Annotated in this window: 12 protein-coding genes and 2 pseudogenes; 6 read left to right on the top strand and 8 right to left on the bottom strand. The window is 59.7% G+C overall.

Going from position 1 to position 13,254, the window contains the following annotated elements:
* On the top strand, positions 1 to 342 hold a 342-nt coding region (locus M0974_RS28040), incomplete at its 5' end, for an SDR family oxidoreductase (RefSeq protein ID WP_297844855.1).
* Between the two features lie 75 nt (positions 343 to 417).
* On the opposite strand, the gene M0974_RS28035 is transcribed toward M0974_RS28040, so the two are convergent.
* Together M0974_RS28035 and M0974_RS28030 are read right to left on the bottom strand one after the other, a co-directional pair.
* The gene (locus M0974_RS28035; protein WP_297844853.1) at positions 418 to 1,737 is read right to left on the bottom strand and encodes an aspartate aminotransferase family protein; all 1,320 of its coding nucleotides are present in this window, start codon (positions 1,735 to 1,737) and stop codon (positions 418 to 420) included.
* A 30-nt stretch (positions 1,738 to 1,767) separates the two neighbouring features.
* A complete protein-coding gene (locus tag M0974_RS28030) occupies positions 1,768 to 2,661 on the bottom strand; it encodes an alpha/beta hydrolase (protein WP_297844851.1) in 894 nt (297 codons plus the stop codon).
* 244 nt (positions 2,662 to 2,905) lie between these two features.
* Here M0974_RS28030 and M0974_RS28025 point away from each other — a divergent pair, with 244 nt between their 5' ends.
* The 3 genes and pseudogenes from M0974_RS28025 to M0974_RS28015 form a co-directional block, all read left to right on the top strand.
* The gene (locus M0974_RS28025; protein ID WP_297844849.1) at positions 2,906 to 3,796 is read left to right on the top strand and encodes a phytanoyl-CoA dioxygenase family protein; all 891 of its coding nucleotides are present in this window, start codon (positions 2,906 to 2,908) and stop codon (positions 3,794 to 3,796) included.
* Positions 3,797 to 4,021: 225 nt separating this feature from the next.
* Positions 4,022 to 4,750: pseudogene (locus M0974_RS33410) on the top strand (PAS domain-containing protein); the annotation flags it as partial.
* A pseudogene (locus tag M0974_RS28015) lies at positions 4,733 to 4,984 on the top strand (methyl-accepting chemotaxis protein); the annotation flags it as partial. The pseudogenes M0974_RS33410 and M0974_RS28015, both read left to right, overlap by 18 nt.
* A gap of 23 nt (positions 4,985 to 5,007) precedes the next feature.
* Here the strand turns inward: M0974_RS28015 and M0974_RS28010 are convergent.
* From M0974_RS28010 to M0974_RS27985, 6 genes are read right to left on the bottom strand one after another with little or no spacing between them, the layout of a single operon-like run.
* Positions 5,008 to 5,772: an ABC transporter ATP-binding protein gene (locus M0974_RS28010; protein ID WP_297844847.1), complete on the bottom strand. Its 765-nt coding sequence runs from the start codon at positions 5,770 to 5,772 to the stop codon at positions 5,008 to 5,010.
* 6 nt (positions 5,773 to 5,778) lie between these two features.
* The gene (locus M0974_RS28005) at positions 5,779 to 7,110 is read right to left on the bottom strand and encodes an ABC transporter substrate-binding protein (RefSeq protein WP_297844845.1); all 1,332 of its coding nucleotides are present in this window, start codon (positions 7,108 to 7,110) and stop codon (positions 5,779 to 5,781) included.
* Between the two features lie 47 nt (positions 7,111 to 7,157).
* Entirely contained in the window at positions 7,158 to 8,225 is a 1,068-nt protein-coding gene (locus M0974_RS28000) for a branched-chain amino acid ABC transporter permease (protein WP_297844843.1), read from the bottom strand.
* 21 nt (positions 8,226 to 8,246) lie between these two features.
* Entirely contained in the window at positions 8,247 to 9,128 is an 882-nt protein-coding gene (locus M0974_RS27995; protein ID WP_297844841.1) for a branched-chain amino acid ABC transporter permease, read from the bottom strand.
* 2 nt (positions 9,129 to 9,130) lie between these two features.
* Positions 9,131 to 9,931 carry an ABC transporter ATP-binding protein gene (locus M0974_RS27990; protein ID WP_297844840.1) on the bottom strand — a complete coding sequence of 267 codons (801 nt, stop codon included), beginning with the start codon at positions 9,929 to 9,931 and terminating at the stop codon, positions 9,131 to 9,133.
* 9 nt (positions 9,932 to 9,940) lie between these two features.
* Positions 9,941 to 11,032, bottom strand: coding sequence for an AMP-binding protein (locus M0974_RS27985; RefSeq protein WP_297844838.1), 1,092 nt, complete (start codon positions 11,030 to 11,032; stop codon positions 9,941 to 9,943).
* A 503-nt stretch (positions 11,033 to 11,535) separates the two neighbouring features.
* On the opposite strand from M0974_RS27985, the gene ssuD reads away from it, so the two are divergent.
* Together ssuD and M0974_RS27975 are read left to right on the top strand one after the other, a co-directional pair.
* Positions 11,536 to 12,681, top strand: coding sequence for an FMNH2-dependent alkanesulfonate monooxygenase (gene ssuD, locus M0974_RS27980; RefSeq protein WP_297844837.1), 1,146 nt, complete (start codon positions 11,536 to 11,538; stop codon positions 12,679 to 12,681).
* Positions 12,678 to 13,254, top strand: a 577-nt coding sequence (locus M0974_RS27975) for an amidohydrolase family protein (RefSeq protein WP_297844836.1), incomplete at its 3' end; no start/stop codon positions are given. The genes ssuD and M0974_RS27975, both read left to right, overlap by 4 nt.

Raw genomic sequence — 13,254 nt, 5'->3', positions numbered from 1 at the left:
GTCAACATCTCCTCGATCGGTGGCCTGGTTGGCTTGGCACAGGAAGCGTCCTATTGCGCCTCCAAGGGCGCGGTAAACAACCTGACCCGCCAACTGGCCGTCGACTTCGCCGCGCACAAAATCAATGTCAACGCCGTGTGCCCAGGCTTCCTGGCCACGGCCATGGTCCGCCAGGAACTGGATGACCCCGAGATCAAGACACTGCTTGAAAACCTGACACCTTGGCCGCGTATCGGCAATGTCGATGACGTTGCCAAGGCCGTGACATTCCTCGCCTCGGAAGACGCCCAGTGGATGACCGGCTCGCTGCTGACCGTGGACGGAGCCTACACCGCTCAATAACCGACGCGGCGGGTAGAGAGCAAAGGAGGCGCCTTCTCGGCGCCTCCTTTATCGCACTTGTCTAAACCTTCAGCGTTACGCTACCGCCAATTTTGCAGCGCGCTCAGTGGCCGCAATAAAGCCATCGACGTCCTCCTCGGTCATCACCGTCGAGAGGAAAGCCTTGCCCGTCTTGGCAATGTGATACCCCTCAAGCACCAGATTGCGTTGCAGTGCAGTCACCCACTTCATCTCCTCCTTGCTGGAATAACCAGAGCGGTAATCCTGCACCTCACGCTGATGACCAAAAATCATGAACATCGACGAAAAGCCCGTCACCTGCCCCGGGAAGTCAGCATTGGCAAACGCCTCGGTCAGGCCTGCGCGCAAGCGATCGCCGAGCACGTCCATACGATCAGACTCGGCCTGGGTGTATAGGTCCAGGGCAATCTTGCCTGCGGTCATGGTGATCGGGTTGGCGGTGAAGGTACCGCTCCATGGCAACAGCGGCTTACCTTCGCGGTGGTCGAATACCTGCATGAACTTGCGCGAGCCGACCACCGCGCCGACCGGAAATCCGCCACCGATGATTTTCGCCAGTACGGTCAGGTCAGGCTTGATGTTGAAGCGGGTTTGCGCGCCGCCACTGTGTACGCGAAAGGTGATGACTTCATCAAGAATGAACACCGCACCGATTTCGGTCGAGACCCGACGAATCATCTCGATAAAGGCTTGAGACACCGGAACAAAACCGAAGTAACTCGGCGCCGGATCGATGATGATCGCCGCGATAGAATCGCGGTTGGCCAGAATGATCCGTTCAGCTGCCTCTACATCGTTGAACGGGATCACCACGACGTCGTTCTTGACGCCTTCAGGGGTGCCCTTCGAGTAACCGATGGACTGGGGATCGTCACCCCAGTTTTCCGGCGAGGAATCAAGGCTGACTTCGGCATAGTCGTAAGAGCCGTGATAAACCCCTTCAGCCTTGACGATCTTGGAGCGCCCGGTGATTGCGCGGGCTGCCTTGATGGCGCACATCACCGCTTCGGAGCCGGAGTTGGAGAAACGAACCCACTCGAACCCTTCGGCACGGGCGCAGATGGTTTCGGCCAGTGCCACTTCAGCCTCGGTCGGCAACGTGAATGCGGTGCCCTTGGTGACCTGCTCCTGAATGGCGGCGACAATTGCCGGGTGCGCATGACCGTGAATCAGCGAAGCGAAATTGTTCAACAGGTCCAGCCGGCACGTGCCGTCGACATCGGTGACATAAGCCCCCGAGCCGCTGCCGGCGTATACGGGGAAAGGCTCCTGCCACGGCAGGATGCGGGTGATGCCGCCCGGCATGACTTTGCTCGCGCGGTCATACAGAGCCTTGGATTGGCTGTGGGCTTCGGGCCATTTTGCAGCGGACATAGGTGTTTCCTTCAAAGGCAGTAGGCTTGATCAGAGGTGACGTTTGAACCATTCAATAGCCGCAGTGCTTGAGGCTTCGAACTCGCTCAGGTAAGGGTCGAAGTGACGACAGTCGAGCAGCACCAGGTGCTTGGGCTGCAACGCACGCTCGTAGGCCTTGAGCGCAAGGTCTGGAACCGTGACCGTATCTTTTTTAGCGACGATCAATAGAAGCGGCGTGGGACTGATTCGATCAATGGCATAGCCCGGCTCGTACTCGTTGAGTAATTCGATGCTCTTGAGCGTGACCTCATTACGCCAGGCCGGGGCAACGCTGTTGTGGCTGTCGATGAAGAAGTCGAAAGAGTCCTGGCCAGGCAACGCGCAATCAGCCTTAGGGTCTTCAGCGACCACGTCCATCAACAGCGGCTGTTCACCTGCGTAACGCGCGGTGCGGTCAGCCTCGAACGCGTCGATCAAGCCGGGTAACAAATCCGGACGCACCGCCATGCGCACATCAGCAGAGCCGCTGATGGCTGGAACCTGGGCGGACACGCACTTGACCCGGCGATCGAAGGCAGCAACTTGCAGTACATGACCACCGCTGTAGCTCGAACCCCAGACACCGATCCGCGAAGCGTCGATGTTGTCCAGGCTGCTGACATAGGTGATCGCATCGCGATAGTCACGCACCTGCAACAGTGGATCGGCCTCCTGACGCGGCAGACCTTCGCTGGCGCCGAAATTGCGGTTGTCATAGACCAACACCGCGAAACCATGCTGGGCGAAGACTTCAGCATAGCGGTCGAGGTATTGCTCTTTGACTGCGGTAAAACCGTGCGCCATGACGATTGCTGGGTGGTGGCCGTCGGCGCCGGCCGGAACATAAAGCCAGCCTTTCAACGTCAGGCCGTCGGTTGTCTTGAAGCTGATATCGCTGCGCATGAGCATCTCCTGCCAATGGTAGAACCTGTCGTCACGACGGCCCTTTTTTCCAAGAGATGTTGCAGGTCTGCCTGACGCCTGCACAGGTTCGCGGTGGCCAAACTCCTGTGGTCGCCAGCCAATGTGGTGGCCGCCAAAGCGTAGATATTTGGCCTTCAGCCACCTGTTGAGTGGAGCGCAGCAGCCCTAATATTGATCCATGCCTTGCGCCAATCCGTAACGTCCAAAACGACTGGAGAATCTCATGCCCGCCACCCAGATCCACCCCCAAAACCAAGCACATGTGAAACTGCGTGAAGTCGCCGCAGGTACCGCACCCGAGATCATCAAGCGCATCATTGATGAGGACGGCGGCGTCATCATCAAGGGCCTGTTTAGCGCCCAGGTCGACCGTTTCAACGCCGAGATGGACCCTATCGTCGCCGACTGGGCTTCGGGCAACACTGGACCGGACTGGATGCAGGAGTTCGCTGGCAAAAAGACCAAGCGCGTGACGCAACTGATTCGCCGCAGCAAGACCTTTCGCGAAGAAATGCTGGACCATGACATCCTGTTGTCCTACATCGACACCATGATGCTGGAAACCAGCGACGCCTACTGGATGAACGCAGCACAGATCATCGAGATCCAGCCCACTGAAAAGCTCCAGTACTTGCACCGCGACCTGGAAAACTATCCGGTGTTTCGCAACCTCGGCCCAGCGGGCCCGGAAGTGATGTGCAACTGCCTGGTGGCGCTGTCTGACTACACCGAGGAAATGGGTGCCACGCGCATCATTCCGGGCAGCCAGAACTGGCCCGATTTCAACGACCGTGAACGTATCGAGAACACCCCGACCATCCCGGTGGTCATGGAAAAAGGCGATGCGTTCCTGTACTCCGGGAAAGTTGTTCACGGCGGCGGCGCCAATGTTTCCAATCGTCCGCGTCGCGCCTTGGCTATGGCGTTCTGCCCAGGCTGGCTGGTGCCGGAGGAAGCCTATCCGTTCGCCGTACCCCTGGAGATGGCTCGTACGCTGAGCAAGCGCGGCCAGCAATTGACCGGTTTCCGTTCCCAGCACAACCAAAAACTGGGCGGTGGCACCTTGTGGAGCCTGGATTACGTCGAGCTGGCAAAGGTGCTGGGACTGGACTGATCGCCGCCAGAGCAAACCCCTCTCCTCGTCAAGGAACCGCGCCTGCCAGGCTCGAATGAAACGTTAGCGACCAAAGACGTCTACTTTCAGCTTCATTCTTAGGCAGGCGCGCATGGGGAGAAAGGGCCGTTGATCATCGAGCGTAGACGTCAATCTGCTGCTGGAGCGATTCCGCGAAGGCTCAATGAAACGCTCTACTGGGTACCGGCAAATGGAGATTGATAGATGTGGTTGCTAAACAGTCGCCGCACGCTCGCGGACAGATTCGTCCAGGCACTTCGCCGGTCGCTTGCCGGCCAGCAGGCAACTACCGACGACACCGCTCAGTTGCAAACTTTTCCCGAGGTTCTGGACGTCCTGACGCAAGTCGCCGAAGGTTATCGTCAGATCCAAGCGCTGCAGCGTGATGTCCTCGCAATACCTGCGCCGCCTTGTACCGCCGAACAGTTTACCGCGCTGCAGGCAGAGCTGGCCCAGTCGCGGGCTGCCAGCCTGAAACTGCAGAACGAATTGCTGCAAAGCACTGGCGAACGACAGGCGCTCTCGACTCAAATGGCCCATTTGCAAGCCGAAGCAAAAGTGTGGGACCTGACTCAGCAAACCCTGACTGAGGGATGCTGGGACCTGCAGGTCAACAACGGCGATGCCAATCATGCGGACAATGTTATTCGGTGGTCGGATCAGTTCCGTGCGCTCATCAACTATTCCCGCTCAGAGTTCACGGATGACTGGCAAAGTTTCATGTCAGTGGTGCACCCCGAGGATTTGACTCGGATCCTACAGGTGCTCAACGACCATCTCGCCATTGCGGGTAACACAGAGCCCTACGTGACCGAATACCGTATGCGCCACAAAACCCGAGGTGTTCTCTGGTTTCGTGAGCGCGGTCGCGGCCTCTATAACGATAACGGCGTGCTGATCAGAGTCATCGGCGCCGTGCGTGACATCAGCGATGAGCGTACTGCCATGGATTTAAGGGACCGGGAACAGGCTGGTACCCGCGATACCTACGCCAACATCTCTCAGGTAGCGAGCGTGATCAAGAGTGTTGCCGAGCAAACCAACCTGTTGGCATTGAATGCCGCCATCGAAGCGGCGCGCGCCGGCGACCAGGGCCGAGGTTTTGCGGTGGTGGCGGATGAAGTCCGCAACCTGGCCCGTCGCACTCAGGATTCGGTAGAGCAAATCGAGAATATGCTGCGTCATCAGCATCACCCCACAGCCCCCAGGTAATAGTTCTGCATCTGCTCACGTCCGGCCAACTCTGCTGCCGAACCAGCATCCACCACCCGGCCGTTCTCCAGCACAAAGGCGTACTGAGCGTAATCCAGGGCGATGTTGATGTTTTGCTCGGCCACCAGCAGGCTCAAACCCTCCTCGCGGTTGAGCCGGGCGAGGATCTCGAATATCTCCTCGACCACCTGGGGCGCCAGGCCCATGGAAGGTTCATCAAGCAGTAGCAGTCGCGGCTCGGACATCAGTGCGCGACCGATGGCGACCATTTGCTGCTCGCCACCGGAGGTGTAGCCGGCCAGGCGCTTGCGTAGCAGGCGTAACCTGGGAAAGTAGCCGTAGATGCGTTCCAGACGCTGATTCAGCACCTTGCGTGACGGCCGCCCGACAAATCCGCCGACCAGCAGGTTCTGCTCGACACTCAGGTGAGTGAAGCAGTGCCGCCCTTCAAGCACCTGGGCCAGTCCCGCCAACACCAGGCTGGCAGGGTCAGCATCCGTGATCTCTTGCCCTTGATACAGAATCCGGCCCTTGGTCACCTCACCGCGTTCGGCCCGCACAAGGTTGGAAATCGCCTTAAGCGTGGTGCTTTTACCGGCACCATTGGCCCCAAGCAAGGCCACCATCTGCCCCTTGCCGACCTGCAGCGATACCCCGCGCAAAGCGAGAATTGACTGTTCGTAGAAAACTTCAACCTGTTCCACGCTCAGCAACGGCGGGTCGGCCTGTAGGCTCTGGCTCATCGGACTTTATTGCTCCTGGCTGCAGTTGCGCGGGGTGATGCCTTTTTCCTTAGCGTATTGGGCGGCGGAAGCTTCGATGATCGGCCGCAGCAAAGCGCGGTCTGCCTGGACCCAGTCGCTGATCAGGTTCCAGCGCTGACCGTCCCATTGCTGGAAGCGCACGGCACCGCCGCCTTCATGATCGGAGCAAGACAGTTTCAATGGCTGCACCAGTCCTTTGGCACCCAATGCCTGCAAGCGCGCATCGTCGAGATTCAGGTGCTCGAAGCCCCAGCGCACCTGCTCACCGGTCAGCGGTTTGTTGCCGTATTTTTCCTGAGCCAGACGCACGGCTTCGACGTTGAGAATGCCGTTCACTACACCGAGGTTGTAGTACACGGTGCCAAAGCGCTTCGGATCGGCCAGGTTGCCCTTGCCAGCGTCCACCACGCTCTGCTTGATGCCCTGCAGTACCGGGAAATCGGTCCCCGAAGGATGGGTGGTGATGGAGATGAAGCCCTTGGCGGCAGCACCCGCTGGTATCACGTCTTCCTCTGAGTTGCTCCAGATATTGCCAATGATGTGATCAGCCGGGTAACCGACTTTTTGCGCCGACTTTAGCGCCACCGGATTCATCACCCCCCAGCCGCGCAGGATCACCCAGTCAGGCTTAAGACGGCGGATGTTCAGCCACTGGGACTGCTGCTCGTTGCCCGGGTGCGGTACTTCCAACAGGGTCAACTCAAAGCCGGCGTTTTTCGCCAACGTCTCCAGCACGCCATTGGTTTCCTTGCCGTACGGCGAGCCGTGGTAGAGCACGGCGATTTTCTTACCCTTGAGCTTATCTGCCCCGCCTTCACGCTGGCCGATGTAATTGATGATCGCCGAGACTTCCGAATAAGGGTTCAGTTGCAACGGAAACACATAGGGGAAGACACTGCCGTCGGTGGAATCAGTACGGCCATGGTTGATGGTAATCAGCGGCAGCTTGTCGGCCGTCGAACGCTCGATCGTTGCGTAGGCGATGCCCACCGACAGCGGGTTGGTGGCAGCCGCTGGCGCACCGTTAAGGCCGCCTTTGAGACGTTCGTAGCATTCGACGCCCTTCTCCACCACGTACTCGGTTTCGCACTCACTCCAGGTCAGCTTGACGCCGTTAACACCACCCTTGGAGTTGATGTATTGCAGGTAATCGATAAACCCGCCGAAGAAGCCGGTGCCACCGGCGGCGTAAGGGCCGACCCGATAACTCTGCAAGGGAAAGTATTGTTCGTTGGCAGCCTGAGCGCCAGCACTGAGCGTGGCGGTGATCAAGGCCAGGCCCAGCGCCAAGCTGCGTAGCGGTGTGCGGTGAGTCATAAAGGCAGTTCCTCGTGGGATATCGATGTTGTTGGGGATGAAGCCAGTCAATAACGCAGCGGCCAGACCCGAGCCCGTTGGCGCAAGCGCTGCCAGAGCCGGGCCAGCCCCTCGGGCTCCTTGATCAGGAAAGCGATGATCAGCGCGCCGAAGAGCATTTTCTGGATGTTTTCCAACTGGCCAGAGTCGATCAAACCGGCGGGTAAAAGCCCGCAGAGATTGGCCAGCAGGATCGGGAACAGGACGATGAATGCGGCGCCCAGAAAGTTGCCGAGCACACTGCCCAGGCCGCCAATAATGATGATGAACAGCACCTGGAACGAGCGACTGAGGTCGAAGCCGTGAGGTTCCACGGTGCCCAGGTAGGTAAAAGCCCAGAGCGAACCGGCGACGCCCAGATAGAAACCACTGATGGCAAACGCCAGCAGCTTGGCCTTGAACAGACGGATACCGATCACTGCGGCGGCGGTGTCCATGTCGCGCACCGCCATCCAGTTGCGGCCTAACTCGCTGCGCACCAGATTCTTGCCCAGCCAGAACAACACCACCACCACGGCCAGGGTCAACAGGTAACGGCCGCGGGGCGAACTGAAGTCCAGCCCAGCGATCAGCAGCGGTGGCGAGGTGATGACCCCGGACGCGTTGTCGTTGGTAAACCAACTGAACCGGGTCAGCACCCATTCCACGACAAACTGCGCAGCCAGCGTCGCAACCAACAGGTAAAAACCCTTGATCCTGAGGCTCGGCAACCCGAAGAGCACTGACACCAGCGCCGCGATTACCCCACCCAGCGCAAAACTCACCAGCAAGGGCAAGCCGGGCACTCGCAATTGGAGGTTGTAGGCCGCGAAAGCCCCCACCGCCATGAACGCCGCCGTACCCAGGGATAATTGCCCGGCGTAACCAGTCAGCAAGTTGAGCCCCAACCCCGCCAGGGACAGCACCAGCAGCGGGACCAGAATCGCGCTAAACCAATAGTCATTGCCCAGCCAGGGCACCGCAATAAAGGCAAAGCCCAGTAGCAGCCACAGGCCCAGGCGGTCCTGGCGCAAGCGAAACGTGCGCCGCTCGGCCGAGTAGGTGGTGCTGAGTTGACCGGCTTCTTGATAAAGCATGGAGGCATTCCTTGAAAAAAATCAAACCCGCTCGATCGTCTGCTCGCCGAACAACCCGGCAGGACGCACCAGCAAAAACAGCAAGGCGAGGACGTAAGGCACCCAGTTTTCGATGCCGCTGCCGATGATCGGGCCGAGGTAGATCTCCGCGACTTTTTCCGCTGCGCCAATGATCAACCCACCGACAATCGCCCCGCCGATGGAGGAAAAACCGCCGATGATCAGCACCGGCAAGGCCTTGAGCACCACCAGCGAAAGAGAGAATTGCACCCCCAGCCGGGCCCCCCAAAGCAGCCCGGCCACCAGCCCGACGAAGCCCGCCACCGCCCAGACCAGCGCCCAAATCTGTGGCAGACGAATGCCCACCGCCAGGGACGCCAGCGGATCGTCGGCCACCGCACGCAAGGACAAACCAACCCGGGTTTTGTTGAAGAGCAGCGACAAGGCGATCACCAGGGTGGCGGCAGTGCCCGCAGCGAACAGGTCGAACTGCGAGAGCAACATGCCGCGTATTTCAAGTGGCTCATCGGGAATGCCCAGTTCAAGGCCGTGGACCTGAGCCCCCCAGAGGAACTGCGCAAGGCCTTCGATCACGTAGGACAGCCCGAGGGTGGCCATGAACAAAATGATCGGCGGGCGATTGACCAAGGGCCGAAGCACCATTTTCTCGATCAGCAAGGCCAGCACCACCATGCTTGCCAGTGTCGCGACAAAGGCCCAAAAGAATGGAAGACCGCGTTCGAGCAGGCTGACAAAGGTCAGTGCGGCGAACAGCACCATCGCCCCCTGAGCGAAGTTGAACACCCCGGAGGCCTTGTAGATGAGCACAAAACCAATGGCGACCAAGGAGTACATGACGCCCGCCAGCAGCCCGCCAATCAGCACTTCAAAGAAGAATTCCATGCTCAATGCTTCTCCTTACGGACGCGCCGCGAGCCCAGGTAGGCCGCGATCACGTCTGGGTTAGCGCGTACCTGTTCGGGGGTGCCATCGCCAATTTTTCGGCCGTAATCGAGCACCACCACATGGTCACAAAGCCCCATAACCACACCGATATCGTGCTCGATCAGCACGACGGTGGTGCCGAACTCACGATTGATGTCACGGATGAACTGGCTCATCTCCCCCTTCTCTTCAGCGTTCATCCCGGCCATGGGCTCGTCCAGCAACAACAGCTTCGGCTCCGCCGCCAGTGCTCGAGCCAGTTCCACGCGTTTCTGCAGTCCATAAGGCAGCTTGCCCACCAGCACATGGCGCCAGGGATGGATGCGCAGAAACTCAATAATCTGTTCTGCGTAACGGCGCTGCTCGTCGTCTTCGCGAGGGGCGCGGCCCAGGCGCAGCATCTGCTCGACCCAGCTGCTGCGGCGCTTGAGGTTGCGGCCCGTCAGTACGTTGTCGAGAACACTCATGCCCTTGAACAGCGCGATGTTTTGAAAGGTCCGAGCAATCCCGCGCTCGGCGGCCTGGTGCGCACGCATGCGCCGCCGCGTCTGCCCGTCGTAGCTGACGCTGCCGCTTTGGGCCTTGTAGACGCCATTGATCACGTTCAGCAACGAACTTTTGCCGGCACCGTTGGGGCCGATCAGTGCGCAGATTTCCCCGGTCTTCACGGCGAAGCTGATGGAGGTGATGGCCTTGACGCCCTTGAACGACAGGGAGATGTCATCGAGCCGCAGTAATACGGATTCAGTGGTTGCGCTCATGGGGGCTCGTCAGACGGATTGAGAAATCAGATGGGTCAGGGCTTCGACAGGCTCGCGTTGGGCGAATGGCTCCTGCCAGTTTCTCGGACGGATACCCAAGGCACCAAAGAACTCGGCGCTCTCCTGGGTCAGCACTGGCCCCACCAGCAACGGCACCCGCAGGCGGCTCATGCCCAGCACATCAAGCAAGGGCCTGCGGATCAACCAGTAGCCGAGCCAGCGTCGAAAAGTGCGCGCATCCGACACCATTGCCCAACGGTACAATTTATGACTGAGCGTGCCCGGCAATGGCAGGCGTTCACGGGCCCAGTGCTCAAGGCGGGCATAGGATTCGCGGGTACCCAACACCAGGGTTGGCCCTAGCTCGCGGCGGTCGGTATCACGGGTGGCCAAGGCTTCAGGGAAATTCAGGCAGAACCCGGCGCTCAGCCAGGGCGCCAGCAGGTAACGCGCTTGACCGCTGGCGGCAAACACCCGGGCCGCCAGAGCCTCTTCGCCGGAGCTCAGGTTTTCTCGCGCCACCAGTTTGCGGGCACCCTCCAGCAACTGCCCATGGCTCAAGCGCTGAGGCTGGCCGTCGGTAGTGGGATAAAAAACAAAGGCCGTGGCCGCTGATTCAGTCGCGGGCGCCGGTGCATCAGCCGTTACCCCAATAGACAATTGGGCATAAGCGCTTAACCCATGATCGTCGGCGGCATTCAGGCCACGCCCGTCCAGGTACAGCAATACACGTGGTGGACTATCGGCATTGCGTATTTGCTGTACCGCGTCCAAGGCTTGCGCCAACACAAAGGCCGGTTTCAGCCTGATCAACAGCTTACGGCTGTCGAGATCAGGGTTCAGAAGCGTGACGCTGCCGCCCAACCATTGTGCGGCCAGCGCCAGCAACAGGGCTTCGGCCCGGGCGTGGCTGATGATCAGTAAGTCATCGTCGCGCCTGAACCCCCGCTGATGCAACGCGGCAGCGAGGCCGCTGACGTCCTGCGCCAGCTCGCTCCAGCTACGGGTGTGCCAGATGCCCAGGCGCTTGTAGCGCAAGGCGATCGCCGCGCCTCGGGCACCCGCTTGTAACAACAAGGCCTGGGGCAGTGTATGGGTCATGTGGCTATCCTTCGGAGTGCTGTCTGCAAACAGCTATTGCAGTCTCCGTGCCAGCAGATAAAACCATATATATCAATACGTTAAATATAGTGTTGCTGCAGAGTCATGTATCGCCTGAGCACAACCTGCTTAATCCCTGTTGCCCCAACAACACTTGCGCCCCGCAAAACCAGTGGTTTATCTCGGCCTCCTGAATGAGCGTAACGATCTGCCCCTGACCAGAGCAGTCATTGGCTTGGCAACTGTTGACCTGACAACAGCACTTCAACACTTACCCCCTTTCAGCAACAGTACCTTGCCTTGGCAATATCCAACTTAATCGTTATAAATCAATAACTCATACGACTGGCACAGTGCTTGCTGTTTTAAACCAACGGCCACTTTCTCAGACTTGCTCAAGCAAGCACCCCTTATAGAGCCGTGCCGGCCCTGCGTTGCACTACACGTCGCCCCTTTATCTCACCCGAGGGTAGGCGTCTTATTTTGCAGCGAGGATAGTGTTAATGAGTTTCGATATTTTTTGGTTTCTGCCCACTTCCGGCGACACCCGCTATTTAGGCCGATCCGACAGCGGCCGGCCGGCCACCAACGACTACATGCGACAAATCGCGGTAGCCGCCGAAAGCCTCGGTTATGACGGCCTGTTGATTCCCACGGGCAGCAGTTGCCTGGACCCTTGGATCACAGCCGCCAGCCTGGTGCCGGTGACCCATCGCATAAAACTGTTAGTAGCGTTGCGCACGTCACTGGGTAACCCAACGGCGTCGGCCCGTCAGGCGGCCACGCTGGACCAGGCCTGCAACGGCCGCCTGCTGCTCAATGTGGTGCCCGGTGGCGATGCCACGGAATTGGCCGCCGACGGTATTTTTCTCGACCACGATCAGCGCTACGAAGCTGCTGACGAGTTCCTCACGGTGTGGCGTCAATTGCTCAGCGGCGAGACCGTGGATTTTTCCGGCAAGCACGTGCGGGTGGAAGGTGCGCAGAACTTCTTTAAACCGGTTCAACAACCGCACCCACCGTTGTATTTCGGCGGATCTTCCCCTGCCGCCCATGAGCTGGCTGCCAAGCATGTGGAGGCCTACCTGACCTGGGGTGAGCCGCCTGCTGCCGTGGCCGAGAAGATCGCGGATGTCCGGGAACGAGCCAAAAAACATGGCCGAACCGTGCATTTCGGCGTGCGCTTGCATGTGATTGTGCGTGAAACCAACGAGCAGGCGTGGGCTGCCGCCGAGGAGCTGATCAGCCACCTCGACGACGACACCATTGCAGATGCCCAGCAGAACTACGCCAAGATGGACTCCGAAGGCCAGCGGCGGATGGCGGCCTTGCACGGCGGGCAGCGCGACAAGCTGGAGGTCTCGCCCAATCTATGGGCCGGCGTAGGCCTGGTACGCGGCGGAGCCGGCACGGCGCTGGTGGGCGATCCTCATACCGTGGCCGCTCGCCTGCAGGAATACGCAGACCTTGGGGTCGACCGTTTTGTGCTGTCCGGCTACCCACACTTGGAAGAAGCCTTCCGCTTCGCCGAGCTAGTGTTTCCACTGCTGGGCAAACAACCGGTCACGGTCCGAGATCAGGTGCTGACTGGGGGCGCGTTTGACATTCGGGCCGGTAAAAAGTCGACCAAGAATGAGGCCGCGGTATGAAGGTGATTGATATGCGTTGCCGCCCGGCGTACCTGCACGACTTTTTCGGGGCCACGCCCGACAGCGCCGGGGCCAGCACCGCCCGCTGGCTGAATCGGCGGGTGGGTACGCGTGGCAATGACGAGCACTTCGCCCGCGCACGCACGCCCCAGGGCTTTCTCGACGAGGTCCGTGATGCGGGGCTCAGCCGGGCGGTGGTGGTCGGCCGCCATACTCCCAGCCAACACCTGCCCAACGACCTGATTCACAGCATCGTCCGTGACCACGACGAGTTACTCGGTATCGCCAGCATCGACCCGGCCCTGCAGGGTACCGAAGGTGCATCGGCCGAGATCGACCGTGCAATATCGGGGCTGGGTTTGGCGGGTATCGACTTGGAACCGGGCTTTGCTGCGCCCGCCAGGCACCCTGACGACGCGCTGTATTGGCCGATCTACGAGCATTTGCAGGCACGTGGCATTCCGCTGTTTCTAATGAGCGGGCCCACCACCCCCGACCCCGCCTTCAATAACACCGAACATTTGGCCAAGGTCGCCAAATCGTTCACGCAGCTGTCCATCGTCTGCTACCACG

It is taken from the genome of Pseudomonas sp., from assembly GCF_026224925.1.
In the GTDB taxonomy this organism is placed as follows: domain Bacteria; phylum Pseudomonadota; class Gammaproteobacteria; order Pseudomonadales; family Pseudomonadaceae; genus Aquipseudomonas.
This window is presented reverse-complemented; position numbering and strand designations above follow the sequence as displayed.

Excerpts from the sequence above, each read along its gene's own strand:
- M0974_RS28005 (WP_297844845.1), bottom strand. The coding sequence starts at position 7,110 with ATGACTCACCGCACACCGCTACGCAGCTTGGCGCTGGGCCTGGCCTTG.
- M0974_RS27990 (WP_297844840.1), bottom strand. The coding sequence starts at position 9,931 with ATGAGCGCAACCACTGAATCCGTATTACTGCGGCTCGATGACATCTCC.
- M0974_RS27985 (WP_297844838.1), bottom strand. The coding sequence starts at position 11,032 with ATGACCCATACACTGCCCCAGGCCTTGTTGTTACAAGCGGGTGCCCGA.
- ssuD (WP_297844837.1), top strand. The coding sequence starts at position 11,536 with ATGAGTTTCGATATTTTTTGGTTTCTGCCCACTTCCGGCGACACCCGC.
- M0974_RS27995 (WP_297844841.1), bottom strand. The coding sequence starts at position 9,128 with ATGGAATTCTTCTTTGAAGTGCTGATTGGCGGGCTGCTGGCGGGCGTC.
- M0974_RS28000 (WP_297844843.1), bottom strand. The coding sequence starts at position 8,225 with ATGCTTTATCAAGAAGCCGGTCAACTCAGCACCACCTACTCGGCCGAG.
- M0974_RS28010 (WP_297844847.1), bottom strand. The coding sequence starts at position 5,772 with ATGAGCCAGAGCCTACAGGCCGACCCGCCGTTGCTGAGCGTGGAACAG.
- M0974_RS28035 (WP_297844853.1), bottom strand. The coding sequence starts at position 1,737 with ATGTCCGCTGCAAAATGGCCCGAAGCCCACAGCCAATCCAAGGCTCTG.
- M0974_RS28025 (WP_297844849.1), top strand. The coding sequence starts at position 2,906 with ATGCCCGCCACCCAGATCCACCCCCAAAACCAAGCACATGTGAAACTG.
- M0974_RS28030 (WP_297844851.1), bottom strand. The coding sequence starts at position 2,661 with ATGCGCAGCGATATCAGCTTCAAGACAACCGACGGCCTGACGTTGAAA.